The 16362-nt window shown below is 64.5% G+C and carries 11 protein-coding genes; 8 read left to right on the top strand and 3 right to left on the bottom strand.

The window, feature by feature from the left end:
- Positions 1 to 15: 15 nt before the first annotated feature.
- On the top strand, positions 16 to 1323 hold the full coding sequence (locus AC1VWL_RS07500) for a dicarboxylate/amino acid:cation symporter (protein WP_482986277.1): 1308 nt from the start codon (positions 16 to 18) through the stop codon (positions 1321 to 1323).
- Positions 1324 to 1508: 185 nt separating this feature from the next.
- A complete protein-coding gene (gene tkt, locus AC1VWL_RS07495) occupies positions 1509 to 3515 on the top strand; it encodes a transketolase (protein ID WP_482986276.1) in 2007 nt (668 codons plus the stop codon).
- 539 nt (positions 3516 to 4054) lie between these two features.
- Here the strand turns inward: tkt and AC1VWL_RS07490 are convergent.
- Positions 4055 to 6013 (bottom strand): acetyl-CoA hydrolase/transferase C-terminal domain-containing protein, encoded by a 1959-nt coding sequence (locus AC1VWL_RS07490; RefSeq protein WP_482986285.1) that lies wholly within the window; start codon positions 6011 to 6013, stop codon positions 4055 to 4057.
- 118 nt (positions 6014 to 6131) lie between these two features.
- Here AC1VWL_RS07490 and AC1VWL_RS07485 point away from each other — a divergent pair, with 118 nt between their 5' ends.
- The 3 genes from AC1VWL_RS07485 to AC1VWL_RS07475 are packed head-to-tail and all read left to right on the top strand — an operon-like array spanning position 6132 to position 8692.
- Positions 6132 to 6506: a BlaI/MecI/CopY family transcriptional regulator gene (locus AC1VWL_RS07485; RefSeq protein ID WP_282268950.1), complete on the top strand. Its 375-nt coding sequence runs from the start codon at positions 6132 to 6134 to the stop codon at positions 6504 to 6506.
- Positions 6493 to 8118, top strand: coding sequence for a TonB family protein (locus tag AC1VWL_RS07480; RefSeq protein ID WP_482986275.1), 1626 nt, complete (start codon positions 6493 to 6495; stop codon positions 8116 to 8118). Before AC1VWL_RS07485 ends, AC1VWL_RS07480 begins: the two co-directional genes overlap by 14 nt.
- 1 nt (position 8119) lies before the next feature.
- Positions 8120 to 8692, top strand: a complete 573-nt coding sequence (locus AC1VWL_RS07475) for a hypothetical protein (protein ID WP_482986274.1) — start codon at positions 8120 to 8122, stop codon at positions 8690 to 8692.
- 34 nt (positions 8693 to 8726) lie between these two features.
- Here the strand turns inward: AC1VWL_RS07475 and AC1VWL_RS07470 are convergent, their stop codons facing one another.
- Together AC1VWL_RS07470 and AC1VWL_RS07465 are read right to left on the bottom strand one after the other, a co-directional pair.
- The gene (locus AC1VWL_RS07470) at positions 8727 to 9551 is read right to left on the bottom strand and encodes a S1/P1 nuclease (RefSeq protein ID WP_481534085.1); all 825 of its coding nucleotides are present in this window, start codon (positions 9549 to 9551) and stop codon (positions 8727 to 8729) included.
- A gap of 129 nt (positions 9552 to 9680) precedes the next feature.
- Positions 9681 to 10328, bottom strand: a complete 648-nt coding sequence (locus tag AC1VWL_RS07465) for an OmpW/AlkL family protein (protein ID WP_481534086.1) — start codon at positions 10326 to 10328, stop codon at positions 9681 to 9683.
- A 209-nt stretch (positions 10329 to 10537) separates the two neighbouring features.
- Here AC1VWL_RS07465 and gap point away from each other — a divergent pair, with 209 nt between their 5' ends.
- From gap to AC1VWL_RS07450, 3 genes are all read left to right on the top strand, one after another.
- The gene (gap, locus tag AC1VWL_RS07460) at positions 10538 to 11539 is read left to right on the top strand and encodes a type I glyceraldehyde-3-phosphate dehydrogenase (RefSeq protein WP_282268943.1); all 1002 of its coding nucleotides are present in this window, start codon (positions 10538 to 10540) and stop codon (positions 11537 to 11539) included.
- A 518-nt stretch (positions 11540 to 12057) separates the two neighbouring features.
- The gene (locus AC1VWL_RS07455) at positions 12058 to 14805 is read left to right on the top strand and encodes a DUF2339 domain-containing protein (protein ID WP_482986273.1); all 2748 of its coding nucleotides are present in this window, start codon (positions 12058 to 12060) and stop codon (positions 14803 to 14805) included.
- Positions 14802 to 16187: a DUF3999 domain-containing protein gene (locus tag AC1VWL_RS07450; RefSeq protein ID WP_482986272.1), complete on the top strand. Its 1386-nt coding sequence runs from the start codon at positions 14802 to 14804 to the stop codon at positions 16185 to 16187. The genes AC1VWL_RS07455 and AC1VWL_RS07450 overlap by 4 nt, the downstream gene beginning before the upstream one ends.
- The last annotated feature ends 175 nt before the right edge of the window (positions 16188 to 16362 follow it).

Genomic DNA, 16362 nt, shown 5'->3' with positions numbered 1-16362 from the left:
GAGGGAAACCCACTTATGGCCAATGCCGCCAAGACCACCGCCAAAATGCCGTTCCACTGGAAGATAGGGATCGGCTTCGGCTTCGGTCTGCTGCTGGGCCTGATCGTGCACCTCGTCAGCCCTGACGCGGACTGGGTGCACACGGTGACCACCTATCTGACCACGCCGGTTTCCGGGCTGTTCCTGAGCCTGATCTTCATGCTGATCGTCCCGCTGATCTTCTCGGCGCTGGTGATGGGCGTGTCGGAGATGGGCGATATCCGCTCGCTGGGCCGTATTGGCTGGAAGTCACTGGCATACACGATCGTGCTGTCTGGCGTGGCCGTCCTGATCGGCCTCGTGCTGGTCAATCTGTTCCAGCCCGGCGCCGGTGTTGACCCGGCAGTAGCCGCCAAGCTGCTGGCCGAGAACGCCGAGCGCAGCAAGGCGATCGTGGCTGGCGCCGGCACCGCGCCCAAGGGCCTGGACATGCTACTGTCGATCGTTCCCGACAACGTGCTCGACGCGGCATCGGACAACGGCAAGATCCTGTCGCTGATGTTCTTCGCGCTGATGCTGGGCATCGGCATGGTGCTGTCGCCTGCGGAAAAGGTGGCTACGCTGCGCAAGGGCATCGAGGGCCTGTTCGAGATCTCGATGACCCTGATCAACCTGGTCATCCGCCTGGCGCCGTATGCCGTGGCCTGCTTCATGTTCAACCTGGCGGCCATCTTTGGCTTCGATCTGTTGATCAAGCTGGGCGCCTATGTGGGCGTGGTGGTGCTGGCACTGGCCACCCACATGTTCGTCAGCTACGGCATCGCGGTGAAGCTGGCCGGACGTTCGCCCATCCAGTTCTTCCGGCAGACCCAGGAAGCCACGGTGATGGCGTTCTCCACCGCGTCCTCCAATGCGACCCTGCCGACCGCGCTGCGCGTGGCCGACCAGATGGGCTTCCCGCACAAGGTCTCGCGCTTCGTGCTGACCGTCGGCGCTACTGCCAACCAGAACGGCACCGCGCTGTTCGAGGGCGTGACGGTGATCTTCCTGGCGCAGTTCTTCGGCGTGGACCTGAGCATCGGCCAGCAGTTCATGGTGATGGTGGTCTGCATCCTCGGTGGTATCGGTACCGCCGGTGTGCCCTCGGGCTCGCTGCCGGTGGTGGCGCTGATCTGTGCCATGGTCGGCGTCAACCCTGCCGGTATCGGCCTGATCCTGGGCGTGAACCACTTCCTGGACATGTGCCGTACCGCGCTGAACGTGACCGGTGACCTGGCCCTGACCACCCTGGTGGCGCGCGGCGAGAGTGATGACAGCATTGGAAGGCATCATCCGCAGGAGTGATTGTCTCCCGGTAGTTGTAGTGAGAAACGGCCGCCCTGTTCAGGGTGGCCGTTTTGCTTGGGCATGTTCCTGTCAGGCGAAACCAATCCAAACTACCGTCAGCTTTTACGGACTGATCCCGGCAGTCGCTTGTGGGACAATAGGCCGCCCGCAGTTCCGCGGGAGCCTCCTGATTCTGACGACCCATGACGCAGCCCACCCGCCGCCAGTTGGCGAACGCCATCCGTTTCCTTGCCGCTGATGCGGTAGAAGCCGCCAAGTCCGGTCATCCCGGCATGCCGATGGGCATGGCCGATATCGCCGAAGTGCTCTGGAACGACTATCTCCGTCACAACCCGAACAACCCGAAGTGGTTCAACCGTGACCGTTTCGTGCTGTCCAACGGCCACGGCTCGATGCTGCACTACGCGCTGCTGCACCTGAGCGGCTACGACCTGCCGATCGAAGAACTGAAGGCCTTCCGCCAGCTGGGCAGCAAGACCGCCGGCCACCCGGAGCGTCATGAAACCCCGGGCGTGGAAACCACCACCGGTCCGCTGGGTCAGGGCCTGGCCAACGCCGTGGGCTTCGCGCTGGCGGAAAAGCTGCTGTCGCAGCGCTACAACCGCCCGGAATTCGAAGTCGTCGACCACCGCACCTGGGTGTTCATGGGCGACGGCTGCCTGATGGAAGGCATCTCGCACGAAGCCGCATCGCTGGCCGGTACCTGGGGCCTGAACAAACTGGTCTGCTTCTGGGACGACAACAACATCTCCATCGACGGTGAAGTGGAAGGCTGGTTCACCGACGACACCCCGGCACGCTTCGAGTCCTATGGCTGGAACGTGGTGCGCGGTGTCGACGGCCACGATCCGGAAAGCATCAAGGCCGGCATCGAGCAGGCGCTGTCGCAGTTCGACAAGCCGACCCTGATCTGCTGCAAGACCACCATTGGTTTTGGTTCGCCGAACAAGGCCGGCCAGGAATCCAGCCACGGCGCACCGCTGGGCAAGGACGAACTGGAAGCTACCCGCAAGGCACTGAACTGGGCCTACGGTCCGTTCGAGATCCCGGAAGAAATCTACGCCGGCTGGCGCGCTGGCGGCACCGGCACCCTGCGTCAGGCCGAGTGGGAGCAGCTGTTCGACAAGTACGCTGCACAGTTCCCGGCCGATGCCGACGAACTGACCCGCCGTTCGCACGGCGAGCTGCCGGCTGACTTCATTGCCCAGGCCGATGCCTACATCGCCCAGGTGCAGGCCGAAGCGCCGAATATCGCCTCGCGCAAGGCCTCGCAGAACGCCATCCAGGCTTTCGCACCGCTGCTGCCGGAAATCATCGGCGGCTCGGCTGACCTGGCCGGCTCCAACCTGACCCTGTGGAAGGGGGCGCAGACCGTGGTCGGCGAAGACCCGCATGCCAACTACGTGCACTACGGCGTGCGTGAGTTCGGCATGAGCGCGATTGCCAATGGCCTGGCCCTGCACGGTGGTTTCCTGCCGTTCGACGCCACCTTCCTGGTGTTCAGCGACTACGCCCGCAACGCGCTGCGCATGAGCGCGCTGATCCCGGCGCATGTCATCCACGTGTTTACCCACGACTCGATCGGCCTGGGCGAAGACGGCCCGACCCACCAGCCGGTGGAACACGTGTCCTCGCTGCGCTACATCCCCAACAACGATGTGTGGCGTCCGTGTGATGCGGCCGAATCGGCGGTCAGCTGGAAGGCTGCCATCGTCCGCAAGGACGGCCCGAGCTGCCTGATCTTCAGCCGCCAGAACCTGGCCCCGCAGCCGCGTACGGCCGAGCAGGTGCAGCAGATTGAACGCGGTGGTTACGTGTTGGCTGACGCCGCCGGTACCCCGGACGTGATCCTGATCGGCACCGGTTCGGAAGTGGGTCTGGCCGTGGCTGCCAAGGCCGAGCTGGACGCTGCCGGCATCAAGACCCGCGTGGTGTCGATGCCGTGCACCGACGTGTTCGACCGCCAGGACGCTGCTTACCGCGAGTCCGTGCTGCCGAACGCCGTGCGCAAGCGTGTTGCCGTCGAAGCCGGCGTCACCGGTTTCTGGCGCCAGTACGTGGGCCTGGACGGTGCAGTCATCGGTCTGGACACCTTCGGCGCATCGGCCCCGGCCGACAAGCTGTACAAGCACTTCGGCATCACCACCGAAGCGGTTGTGGCAGCGGCCAAGGCGCAGATCGCAGGCTGATAGTCCTACATCACAAGATTGGACAGAGGCCGGGGAAACCCGGCCTTTGTTTTGGCTTCGCCCCAACTGTAGTGCCGAGCCATGCTCGGCAGGGGGCTTTCCCAGCGAAAGGCAACCCCTCCCCAACCCTCCCCTTCGCTGCGCGAAAGGGAGGGGGCAGATCTGTAGTGCCGAGCCATGCTCGGCAAGGGGCTTTCCCAGCGAAAGGCAACCCCTCCCCAACCCTCCCCTTCGCTGCGCGAAAAGGAGGGAGCAAAACTGTAGTGCCGAGCCATGCTCGGCAGGGGCTTTCCCAGCGAAAGGCAACCCCTCCCCAACCCTCCCCTTCGCTGCGCGAAAGGGAGGGGGCAGATCTGTAGTGCCGAGCCATGCTCGGCAGGAGCTTTCCCGGTATTCCGACCAATGTGGGAGCGGCGTAAGCCGCGAAGCTGAGAACCCTTTGGCTATCGACGGCCTTTGCCGATTGTCAGCTTCGCGGCTTACACCGCTCCTACAAAACCCAGGCTTCCCGGCGTGCGATCAAATTGCGATGCACACCATCAAGCTTTCCCGGCACTCCGCGCCAGACCAACCCGCAGCAAACCGGCATTGAGCCGCTCGCCAAAATTGGCCGGCCGCTCCAGTCCCATCCGCTGCATGTACATTGCATCGTTCTCGGCGGGCGCTTGCCGCAAGGCTGCGACGACGGTACGCAGCTTGCCTATCGGCGTCGCAGTCGCTGATTTCAGCCAGCCCAAGGCGCGTACCAGATCCTGTTCAACGGCATCAAAGTCACTGCCCAGCGGGTAGTCCGGCAGACTGCCATCGGCACGGAATGGGGCAAGTTTCGCGCGCAGCGCCTCGGCGCGGTTCTGTTGCCACTGTGCTGGCGCGCTGAAGTTGGCAGCGAGTTTCTTCGAGGCCTTGGCCTGCTCCAACAGCGCCGGCTGGAATGCTGCATCGGTGATGCTGGTCATCGCGACCACGCAATCCTCGTCGGTCAGGTTGCGCAGGTCGGCAATGCCGTACTCGTTGACGAAGACATCGCGCAGGTGGCGCGGAATGGTGGTGTGTCCGTAGTTCCAGCGCACATTGGATTGTGGCTTGCCGCCATCCTCGCGCACGGCACGGAACATCAACACGCTGCGTGCATCGGGCAGGGCATGCGCCATCGCCACGAAGTTGTACTGGCCACCGACGCCGGAGACCACGCGGCCATCTTCCAATGCATCCGATGCCGCTGCGCCAAGCGCGCTGGCGATCATGCAGGAGTTGAAGAAGCGCGCATCGCGGCGCTGCAGGCGTTCCAAGGCCTCGTTGCCGCCGTAGAGCTGGTTGATCTCGCTGATGCGGCGCATGCCGATGGCAGCGCGTTCGGCATCGGGGAGATTGCGCAGCCAGTCGTAGAACTCGGCTGAGCCCAGGTAGAAGGCGCCGTGCAGGTACTCGCCTTCGCGTGCAAGCCGGCCGCGGTCACCATTGCTGGCAGTGCCGTCGGCCAGGCGCTGCATCAGGCCAAGATCGTCATGCACCTTGCGCCAGATCACGCCGGTCTGCACCAGCTTGCGGAAGCCTTCGTTGAGCATCTCGCTGCAGCCATACAGGCCGATCTCGAACGGCCCCAGCCCACCCGCTTCGTGCACCAATGGGTGCTCGGCGATCTGCGGATCGAGCGCGTGCAGGATCTGCCGATAGCGTGCGTTGTCGGTATGCCGCAGCACCAGCGCATGGCTGAGTGCGTCGGCCAGCGTGCCGATACCGATCTGCAAGGTGCCGCCGTCGCGCACCAGGGTGCTGGCGTACAGGCCGATGGCGTAGTCGGCATCGCTGACCGGCTGCCGCGGCAGGCCAAACAGCCGTGGGTAGGGACCGGGCGGGGTGATCACCAGATCGAAGAAGTCCGGATCAACGGCGGCGGTGCCGCCCAGCCACGGCAGTTGCGGATCAATCTCGGCAATCAACAAGGGCTTGGGCAGGCCGCGCTTGGCGATGGCATCCAGTGTGTCCTGGGTGATGTCGTTGTTGCACGACAGCGACAGCTGGTTGCTGCCTTCGCGGTAGGCCACTTTCTGCACGATCGCATTCGGCGCGCGTTGCGCCACCGCATCGGCGGCATGCGTGTAGTTGAGGCTGGTGTAGTAGCGCTGCGCCTGCGTCGACCGCAAGAGCGCGCCGGATTGCATGTAGAACTCTTCCACCTGCACATGTGCAGGCAACGCATCGCGGGCGATAGCGTCGGAGTAGGCAAGGCGCGGGAAGTCGGCGCCGAAGTGGCGCTCGACGAACGGGCGCATGAAGCGTGCTTCCAAGCCATCGCCTTTGGCCTGCGGCGGGTTCAGTGACAGCGCGGTATACAGCTGCAGGGGCCGCGCCGGGTCGTGTTCGATACGCGCGTACAAGGCATTGAGCAAACGGTGCGGTTTGCCCAGCGCCAGTGGGGCGCCGATGCGCAGTGGGCCTTGGATGTTGCTCAGCAGCCAGTCCACGGCGGCGTCGAGGTCGGTCACGTGATGGGGCATGGTGTCCGGTATCTGCGGGGATATCGGCATTACAGCATGTCCCCCCTGAATCACTTGGTGAGGGCTTGACAGGGCTTTCGTTTACTCGTGTAATCGTAAAAAATTACAGGCGTAAACGATGATCCGTATCAGCGAGGCCGAGGCCGTTGTCATGGAAGTCCTCTGGGGGCAGCACCCGCTGTCTGCAGACGAGGTCATCGCGCGACTGCCCGGCGGCAATGACTGGGCCGAGGCCACGGTCAAGACCCTGCTCAACCGCCTGCTCAACAAGGCGGCGATCAGTGCAACCAAGGAAGGGCGGCGCTTCCTGTACACGCCGCTGGTGCAGCGCGATGCCTGGTTGCTGGAGGAGAGCAGCAGCCTGATCGAGCGCCTGTTTGATGGCCGGGTTGCGCCGCTGGTCGCCCATTTCAGCCAGCACCAGCGGCTCAGCCGCGAGGACGTGGCCGAGCTGCGCAAACTGCTGGAGGGGCTCGACGATGAGCAGCACTGAGATCCTTGCGCTGCTGCTGAAGACCACCTTGGCCAGCAGTGCGGCGGTTGCGCTGGCGCTGATCCTGCGCCGGCCGCTGCGGCGCTGGCTCGGGGCAAGTGCTGCTTACCTGCTGTGGTTGCTGTTGCCGGCGACGCTGCTGGCGGTGCTGTTGCCGGCACCACGGGTTGCGGCGGTGCCGATGCGGGTCAGCGAGGTGGCGGTACAGGTCGGGCAGGCAGTAGTTGCTGGTCCTGCCGAGATTGCGCATTGGCCGCTGTGGCTGTGCTGCGCATGGTTGGCCGGAGGGCTGTTGATGGCGGTGCATCTGTATCGCCAGCAGAGGAGTTTCCAGCGCGGGCTGGGGCTGCTCAGCCAACGCGATGACGGCCTGTGGCAGGCGCAGGCAGTGGCGGGCTTGCCTGCGGCGATGGGTTTGTTGCGACCGCGGATCGTGTTGCCCGCTGGCTTCGAGCAACGCTATCTGCCGATCGAGCAGCAACTGGTGCTGTTGCACGAACGCGTGCATCTGCAACGCGGCGACATCGCGATCAACGCGTTGCTGGCGTTGTTGCAGTGCCTGTACTGGTTCAACCCGCTGTTGTTGTTCGCACTGCGTTGCTGCCGCGAAGACCAGGAATTGTCCTGCGATGAACGCGTGATTGCCCGGGTGTCGGGTGCACGCCGCAGTTACGGCGAGGCCATGCTCAAGACCGGACTGGCCGCGTCCCCGTTGCCGGTGGGGTGTCACTGGCAGAACCATCATCCATTGAAGGAGCGTATTGCCATGTTGAAGCGTCCCGTACCGGGCAGGAAGCAGTGGTGTGCCATGTTGGTGCTGTCGTTGGGCTTGTCGACCGCTTTCGGCTATGCCGCCTGGGCCGCGCAGCCGGGCAAGGCAGTGTCCTCGTCCTCGTCGACGTCCACGTCTTCTTCTTCATCGACATCCACAACGACCGGCAAGGGCACGGTGTACGCAACCTTCGTGGAAGCGACGCTGGAAGGCACCAGGCAGCGCTTCGAGCTGCAGCAATCGGCAGGCACGCCGTTTTCCTTCAGTGCCAGCTCGGACAAGGGCGTGCAGTGGGCAGCGGAGTTCACCCTGCAGCCGGCCGCCGACGGCATGCTCACGCTGAAAGGCACGCTGAAGGCAAACGGGGACCTGATTTCGTCGCCGACCTTGCTGATCAAGCCCGATGTGGCCGCAGGCATCGAAGTATCCACCGCCGACGGGCGCTCGACCTGGGCACTGGAGCTGCGTTCGATCGCCTTGGCGGCGGGGGACCCCGCCATCGTATCGGCAGCTTCCGGCAAGGCCGAGCAGGTCGGCTTGCCGAATGCCGGGCGGATGCCGCCGCCCAGTTATCCGCGCGCTGCGATCGACAGTGGCACCAGTGGCAAGGTGGTGCTGCGTATCGCGGTGGATGCCGAAGGCCGGGCGACCGACGTCGTCGTCACCGAGGCGCATCCCAAGGGAGTGTTCGAGGAAGTGTCGATTGCCGCTGCAAGGCAGTGGCGTTTCACCCCGGCGATGAAGGACGGCAAGCCGGTCGCCGGCCTCATCCGGGTGCCGATCTCGTTTGATATGGACGAAGAAGAAATGCACTACACCGAAACCCAGAGCAGGAGCTGAGGTGCGCGGGCATGCGGTGATGCTGGTGGTGTTGCTGCTTGCAGGTTGTGCGACGCAGCCAGCGAAAGAACAGGCGAGCAGCAGTTTCAACCTCAACCAGCACCGGCAGATGCTGTCGCCCGAGTCATCCGGCGGTGCGGGCGAGATACAGCCCTATCAGTTGGCCGCAACGGAAAGCTTCCGCATGCCGGTTGCCGTAAGTGTCGATGATCCGGTGTTGCCGTCGGAGTACGCAAAACGTTCGCTGGATGCCACCACGGTATGCGTGAATGTCATCCTTGATGCGCAGGGGCGGGTGGAACGCAGTGCGCCGCTGTTGGCGCATTCGGCCTGTGGCGCGGGAAGTGACGCGGCCAACGCAGGCCTGCTGCAGGCGGCGCTGGCAGCCACTTCCGGTTGGTTGTTCGAGCCGGCTGCGGTCTGTTACTACGCGGCTGGTGTAACGGCACCGTCGAACGGGGACTGCAGCACTGCCTCACGCATCGAGACGGTGCCGGTAACCCTGGCTTATGCCTTCACCTTTGAAGTGGTGGAGGGCAGGGCGCAGGTTCGGAGGCAGGACAGCCTGCACTGAAAGCACGCCTGCTTCGGTGCAGGCGTGTTTCCCCTCAGGGAGTATCGAGCAGCCGGTTCAACAAGGCGGCCAGCTGTTCGCCGCCCAGACGAAGCTGTGCTTCGGCAACCGGCTCCCACACAGCGGTATAACGCTCGTCGATCTTGTGACCGTCCGGGTACAGGCCCTTGCGGGTAGCGATGCGGCAGGTCTGCTCGGCCCACAGGGCGGGATCGCGTTGCAGGTCTGGCGCGTGCACACCGCTGGGGGCGGGCAATGCCTGCAGGCGCTGCAGGAACTGGTCGTCGTTCAGCTGCAGCGGATAGAACATGCCACTGTCCCAGACCGAGTGCAGGTTGGTACCGCGGCCATTGAATTGCAGCTGGTAGTTGTTGCCGCCGCGGTCGTGCCCATAGCCGGCGTGCAGGGGTTGGTGCAGGTCGCCGACCAGGTGAACGACGAACTTGAGCGCCTGCAGGCGTTCGGCGTCGCTGAGCTGGCGGTTGGCCAGGATTTCACTTTGCTGCTGCAGGGCACCCACCACGCAGTTGCCGTTGCGGCAGTGCTTGGTAGGGGAGAAGTTGCAGCCGTCTTCAGCCATGTTGACGTAGTGCCAGCCGGCCGACTTCTTGCCCAGATCGGGGTCGTTCGCGCGCAGCTGGTCTGCCCACGGCGCGATGCTGCTGAGGCTGGCGCCGGGCTCGCTCGCCAACAGTCGATCGATTTCGGCCTTGGCCTGGGGATCCAGGCGGGTTTCGGCGACCCGTGCGACCAGGCGGTGGCCTTGCGCGCCCCATGCCAGTGCCTGGCCGGGGAGGGTTGCGGAGACAGCGATGGCGATGCCCAGTGCCGGCATCAGGAGACGGTGGAGCTTGTTCATGCCGCCATTCTAACGGCTGCGCCGCCATCGGCTACGTGCGCCAGATGGCGAAACACGCCCCCGGTTGTGGCCGGGGGCGTGTTTGCTGGGGGAGGGCAATATCTACTTGCCCAGCAACTGCGGCCAGCCTCAGAACTTGAAGACGTATGCCACGCCGTACACCAGCGGATCGATCTTGGCGGTGCCCAGCTTGTTGCCGTTGACCTTCACCTTGGTGTCGATGTCGGCCCAGCGCATGTCAACGCGCAACGCGCCCTTGTCGCTGACGGCGAAGTCCAGGCCGGCGTGGGCAGCCAGGCCCCACGAGTCTTCCAGCTTGAGCTTGGTGCCAGCCAGCGCGCCCTTGCTGTCGGTGCTGAAGAACTTGGTGTAGTTCACGCCCAGGCCGACAAACGGAGTGACCTTGCTGCTGTTGGTGAAGTGGTACTGCAGCGAGACCACCGGCGGCAGCTGCTTGGTTTCGCCGACCTTGCCGACGCCGTCGATGCTGACGTCGTGCTTGAACGGCAGCGCCGCCAGCACTTCGATGCCCACGTTGTCGGCGACGAAGTATTCAAAGGTCACGGTCGGCTTGACGTCGCTGTCGACCTTGGTGGACAGCTTGCCCAGGCCCAATGCGGCGCCGTTCAGATCGCCGGCATCGGACGTCGGGTCAACCGCGTGGACGCCGACGCCCAGGGTCCAATCGCCCTTGGACTGGGCCATTGCGGGAGCGGCGGCAGCCAGGGACACGGCGGCGGCCATGGCGGAGAGCAGCAGGGCGGAGGTCTTGCGCATGTGTAATTCCGTTGCTTGGTGGAGGTGGCGCCAGTGTCCGGTCAGCGCCCGGGTACCGCTTTGATCCTGATCAAACAGGGGTTTGCGCTCAGCTGGCGCTCAGCTGCGGTGGTAGGGCCGATGGCCACGGGGCGGGCATGGGTCCTGTTAGAATGGCGTCCCCTTTCCACCCCGCCGCAACGGTTTTGCGGCTGCAGGAGCTTGTGAACATGGCAATCAAGGTCGGCATCAACGGTTTCGGTCGCATCGGGCGCAATGTGCTGCGTTCGGCAGTGTTGAACTTCGGCAACGACATCGAGATCGTGGCCATCAATGATCTGCTGGAGCCGGATTACCTGGCCTACATGCTCAAGTACGACTCCGTGCACGGCCGTTTCAAGGCCGACGTGGAAGTGTCGGGCAGCGACCTGCTGGTCAACGGCAAGAAGATCCGCCTCACCCAGGAACGCGACCCGGCCAACCTGAAGTGGGACGAAGTGGGCGTGGACGTGGTGATCGAGTCCACCGGCCTGTTCCTGACCAAGGAAACCGCGCAGAAGCACCTGGACGCGGGCGCCAAGAAGGTGATCCTGTCGGCCCCGTCCAAGGACGACACGCCGATGTTCGTGTTCGGCGTGAACCACAAGACCTACGCTGGCCAGAGCATCGTCTCCAACGCCTCGTGCACCACCAACTGCCTGGCCCCGCTGGCCAAGGTCATCAATGACAAGTGGGGCATCAAGCGTGGCCTGATGACCACCGTGCACGCTGCCACCGCTACCCAGAAGACCGTTGATGGTCCGTCCAACAAGGATTGGCGCGGCGGCCGCGGCATCCTGGAAAACATCATTCCGTCCTCCACCGGTGCTGCCAAGGCCGTGGGCGTGGTGATCCCGGAATTGAACAAGAAGCTGACCGGCATGAGCTTCCGCGTGCCGACCTCGGACGTGTCGGTGGTCGACCTGACCGTCGAGCTGGAGAAGGAAGCCACTTACGCTGAAATCTGCGCCGAAGTGAAGGCACAGAGCGAGGGCGCGCTGAAGGGCATCCTCGGTTACACCGAAGACAAGGTGGTTGCCACCGACTTCCGTGGCGAGACCCACACCTCCGTGTTCGACGCCGAAGCCGGCATCGCCCTGGACGGCACCTTCGTCAAGCTGGTCAGCTGGTACGACAACGAGTGGGGCTACTCCAACAAGTGCCTGGAAATGGTGCGCGTCGTCGCCGCCTGATCCACGCAAAAGCTGCAAGCAGAACGGGCGCCGAAAGGCGCCCGCTCTGCATTCAAAGCCCTCCCTTTCAGCGCAGGCGAAAGGGGGTGAAGAAGGCCGCTTGCACGCCAGTGGCGTGCAGCCTGATGAACGACCGAAGGCTGCTGGCGCGTACCTTGCGCGGGCTTGAGCGTGATGGTGATGCCGGGGAAGTCTCGCTGGAAGCCTGGCGCTGTCCACTCGCCACCCGACAATCGAGCCGACGCCAGTGTTGCGCGAGCAGCGTTCGGTGTGGGAGCGGCGCAAGCCGCGAAGCTGAGGCGGCTGAAACCCTTGGTATGCATGCCATCTGATGATCTACCAGCTTCGCGGCTTACGCAGCTCCCACAAAAGTGCAGTCTGGGGCTCAACGCGGCGCAAACGCCCGGGCTGAAAGCATTGCGCGGCAAGGCGCGGGCTGAAGCTGACTGGGGGCGTCTTGCGTTTTCAGGTGGCGCGGATAAGGTGATGCAGCACGTTCAGGTGCACAAGGATGATCAATGGACGAGGGTTGGGTGTTGTTGATTGTGCTGCTGGTACTGGCCGCACTGGCGATGCCGGTGTTGCTGGTGGCTGCCCTGGTATCGGTGTCCTCGCTCAAGCGCCGCGTGGCAGCGCTGGAGGAGCGGTTGGATGCTGGCGAGACGGAAGCAGCACCACGCAGGCAGCGCGCCGAGGCGATCAGGCCCTACGCCTGGGCGGAGCCCGAGCCTGGCCCCGAGCCCGAGACAGATGAAGCCGTGGTCGAGCCGCTGGCGGTTGCATCGCCGCCGCACCCGGTCGAACCCGTCGCTGCGTCGCCAGCACCGCCGCCGTTGCCGCCCAGGGCAGATCCGCTCGATCCACTGGCAGGCGAGCCGCCCCGCCCCATTCCTGCCCGCCGCGAACCGCCGCCGGAGCAGACCTGGACGCCGGTTGAGCCTGCCGAACCGAACTTCGTCGAACGCGCGCTTGCCTACGCCAAACAGTGGCTGACCAGTGGCAATGTGCCGGTCAAGGTCGGCATGCTGGTGCTGCTGGCCGGTGTTGCCGCACTGTTGAAGTACGCAAGCGACCAGGGCTGGTTCGTGGTGCCGCCGAGCCTGCGCTTGGCCGGCATCAGTGCCGCTGCGCTGGCGGGTCTGGTATTCGCGTGGCGCAAGCGCGAGAGCCATCGCACCTTCGCCCTGGCGATGCAGGGCGGCATGATCGGCATCCTGTTGCTGGTGGTGTTCTCCGCCTGCAAGAACTACGGAATGATCGGCACTGGCGCCGCATTTGCGTTGAGTGTGGTGTTGATCGCCGGCCTGTCGGTGATGGCGGTTCTGCAGGAAAGCAGAACCCTGGCCATTCTCGGTGTACTGGCTGGCTTCATGGCGCCGATCTGGTTGTCCGACGGCAGTGGCAATCATGTGGCCCTGTTCTCGTACTACGCGCTGCTCAATGCCGGCATCTTCGCCATCGCCTGGGTGCGGCCGTGGCGCATCCTCAACTTGCTGGGGTTTGCCTTCACCTGGGGCATTGGCACGGCCTGGGGCGTGTTGAGGTACACCCCGGCCAATTTCAACAGCACCGAGCCATTCCTGGTGTTGTTCTTCGTGTTTTATCTGTTGTTGCCCTTGTTGTATGCCCGCAAGGCCAGCAGCGCTGGCAGTGCGCGCATCGATGGCTGCCTGTTGTTCGGTACGCCGCTGGTCGCATTCTCGTTGCAGGCAGCATTGCTGCACGGCGATCGCATGCCCTTGGCGTTCTGTGCACTGGGCGTGGCGGCGTTGTACGCAGTATTGGCGCGCGCGTTGATCAACAACGAGCGCATGAATGTGCTGGCACGTGGCTATGCGATTCTCGCAGTCGGATTCGCCACCTTGGCGGTACCTTTGGCCCTGTCGGCCAAGGCAACCGCATCGGTATTCGCGCTGGAAGGTGCGGGTCTGGTCTGGCTGGGCTTGACCCAGGACCGTCGTCTGGCCCGCTGGACGGGTCTTGGCCTGCAACTGGCCGCTGCCGGGGCCTTGGCGATTGGTGTGTCGGGCAGCCATCTCGGCGCGACGACTGCCATCGCCAACGCCGCCTTCATGGGTGCCTTGCTGATCGCCGTGGCCGGCTTCGCCACCGCATGGTGGTACCGAAGTGCAGGCAATCTGCAGGTGGCGACGGTGGCCTACCTGTGGGCGTTGGCCTGGTGGCTGGGCAACGTGATCCTGGAGATCGGTGATTTCGTCGAGGTCGACAGTCGCCTGCACGCGGTCTTGCTGCTACTCGGTGTGACCGGTTGGCTGGCGGCGGAAGTGCAGCGGCGTGCGCCTGCGTTGGCGCTGTCCCTGACCACGCTGGGCGGTTTGTTGATGGCCTTCCCGGTCGCCTTCCTGCAGGTGTCCGAGTACGGGCAGCCGTTCGCAGGCTACGGAGCGATTGCGTGGGCGATCTTTGCTGCCTTGGGTGTGCGCAGCCTGATGTGCCTGCGCGCTGGCAGCGGCAAGGTTGCTGGTTTGGCGCAGTTGGCCTGGTGGTTGCTGTGGCCGACCGTGTTGTCGCTGTTGGCCTGGCATATCGGCGACCGCTTCGCGCTGGCCGAGGGCTGGGTGGGCATGTTGCTGGCGCTGCCGTGGCTGCTGCTGGCGGTGTTGTCGATGTATCGCTGGGCGTGGTTGTCGCAGCCCTTGGGGGCGGCGTTTGATGGCTATCGCAAGGCCTTGCAGATCGCTGTGTTCGCAGCACTTGGCCTGTGGTGGCTGACATCGTTGGCCAGTGCTGGTTCGGCTGCGCCATTGCCGTGGATCGTCGTACTCAACCCGCTGGAACTGGCGGAGATCGCCGTGCTTGCCTTGCTGGCGATGCGCCTGCGCCAGAGCGGTGGCGCAGCGGTGTTGCCGATGCAACTGGTTGGTACGGCGGTGGCTGCGCTGGTGCTGGTGACGGTGATGACGCTGCGAGCGGTGCATCACTGGGGTGATGTGCCGTGGAGTGACAGTCTGCTTGGCACGAAACTGGCGCAGACCAGCCTGACCGTGGTCTGGAGCCTGCTGGGCGTGGTTGGCTGGATTTCCGGCTCGCGTCGCGGCCAGTGGGGGTTGTGGTTGGCCGGCGCAATCCTGATGAGCGTGGTGTTGGCCAAGCTGCTGCTGATCGATCGCGGCAACCTGGGTGACCTGCTCGGTATCGGCGCCTTCATCGCTTACGGACTGCTGTGCACCCTGGTGGGCTGGCTGGCGCCGGCACCGCCACGAAGGCAGGGTGCTGGAACAAACAACGAGGAAACAACCGCATGATCAAGCGCCTGCTGGTACTGGCCTTGTTGCCTTTCAGCGCAATTGCAGCCGATGACTTCGCCCGCCAATGGCCGCTGCAGTTGTCCCTGCCCGATGCTGGCGCCTACCGGGTGCCGCTGGATGCATCGGTGTATGCCGCCGTGCATTGGCGTGACCTGCGCGATGTGCGGGTGATCGATGCTGATGGCAAGCCGGTGGCCAGTGCGGTGTACGCGGCTGCAACGCCGCTGGGCGGCGCGCTGCGCATCGCACCCTTGCAATGGTTTGCATTGCCTGGGGCCAGCGCCGGTGGTGATGACGACCTGAGCGTCGTGGTGGAACGCGATACCGCTGGCAAAGTGGTGTCGATCCGCAATTCTGTGGGCACGGCAAGGGCGGCGGGGAGCGCTGACCCGGTATGGCTGGTCGACCTGGGTGACGAGGCGGGCAAGCTGCACAAACTGCTGGTCGATTGGAGTGACACCGCGGCGACGCTGGATCTTGGTTATCGCCTCGAAGGCAGCGATGACCTGCGTGGCTGGCAGGTGCTGGATCCGCAGGTGCGGCTGGTGCAGCTGCGCAACCAGGACAACGAGCTGCGCAGCAACAGCATCAAGGTTGAATCAGGGCTGCGCTATCTGCGTCTGGTACCTCTGCAGCGCAGCGGCGCGCCGCAGTTGCAGGGCCTGCGCGGTGAGTTCGCTGATGCGGTCGAGGTTGGCGATTGGCAATGGCAGGAACTGCAGGCGGCTGCCGGCGGCAATGGCAAGGATGGCTATCTGTACCGCCTGCAGGGCCGATTCCCGGTGCAGCGCCTGGATGTGGTGATGCCGCCGAACAGCGCGGTGAGCTGGACGGTCTCCAGTCGCGACGAAGATCGCGCGCGCGCTGCCGATGGTGAACCGGTGTGGCAGACACTGACCACGGGCTGGAATGCATGGAACCTCAGTCAGGCAGGAAAACAGCAGCGTTCACCGCCGTTGGAAACCTCGGGCATCGTCGATGACAGACAGTGGCGCCTGCAGGCCGAGCCCGGCGCGGTGCCTGCTGCCGCGCCAACGTTGCGGCTGGGTTATCGCCCTGGCAGCGTGGTGTTTCTTGCGCAGGGTCGCGCGCCTTACCTGCTGGTCGCAGGCAGCGCGGACGAGGGCAAGGCGCAGGCGGCATTGGATCCGATGTTGGCAGCCTTGCGCGCGCACAACGGCGCGCAATGGCAGCCGGTCGCGGCAACGCTGGGCGCGGGCGCACAGCGCGCCGGTGATGCTGCCTACCAGCAGGCCGAAGCCCCGCGTGATTGGAAGAACATCGTGTTGTGGTCGGTGCTGGTACTCGGTGCAGCAGCAGTAGCGGGTTTTGCATTCAGCCTGATCCGCAGCAGCCGCACAGGAAAAAAAGACACCTGACGTAGTGCCGAGCCATGCTCGGCAGAGGCCTTCACACGCGCAGTCAGCAGGCTTCTCTCCCTCCCTTTCGCAAAGCGAAGGGGAGGGCCGGGGAGGGGTTGCTTTTTGCGCTGTTGATTTATCTGCTTCGCGGCTTACGCCGCTCCCACAAGTAGTGTGGGTTGCTGGTGAGGCC

The organism is Stenotrophomonas sp. STEN063, assembly GCF_056854515.1.
The sequence above is the reverse complement of the archived record's forward strand: the minus strand, read 5'-3'. Positions and strand labels throughout refer to the sequence as shown.

Coding starts and splice junctions, on each gene's coding strand:
- tkt (WP_482986276.1), top strand. CDS start 1,509: ATGACGCAGCCCACCCGCCGCCAGTTGGCGAACGCCATCCGTTTCCTT.
- AC1VWL_RS07455 (WP_482986273.1), top strand. CDS start 12,058: ATGGACGAGGGTTGGGTGTTGTTGATTGTGCTGCTGGTACTGGCCGCA.
- AC1VWL_RS07470 (WP_481534085.1), bottom strand. CDS start 9,551: ATGAACAAGCTCCACCGTCTCCTGATGCCGGCACTGGGCATCGCCATC.
- AC1VWL_RS07485 (WP_282268950.1), top strand. CDS start 6,132: ATGATCCGTATCAGCGAGGCCGAGGCCGTTGTCATGGAAGTCCTCTGG.
- AC1VWL_RS07465 (WP_481534086.1), bottom strand. CDS start 10,328: ATGCGCAAGACCTCCGCCCTGCTGCTCTCCGCCATGGCCGCCGCCGTG.
- AC1VWL_RS07500 (WP_482986277.1), top strand. CDS start 16: ATGGCCAATGCCGCCAAGACCACCGCCAAAATGCCGTTCCACTGGAAG.
- AC1VWL_RS07480 (WP_482986275.1), top strand. CDS start 6,493: ATGAGCAGCACTGAGATCCTTGCGCTGCTGCTGAAGACCACCTTGGCC.
- AC1VWL_RS07490 (WP_482986285.1), bottom strand. CDS start 6,013: ATGCCCCATCACGTGACCGACCTCGACGCCGCCGTGGACTGGCTGCTG.
- gap (WP_282268943.1), top strand. CDS start 10,538: ATGGCAATCAAGGTCGGCATCAACGGTTTCGGTCGCATCGGGCGCAAT.
- AC1VWL_RS07450 (WP_482986272.1), top strand. CDS start 14,802: ATGATCAAGCGCCTGCTGGTACTGGCCTTGTTGCCTTTCAGCGCAATT.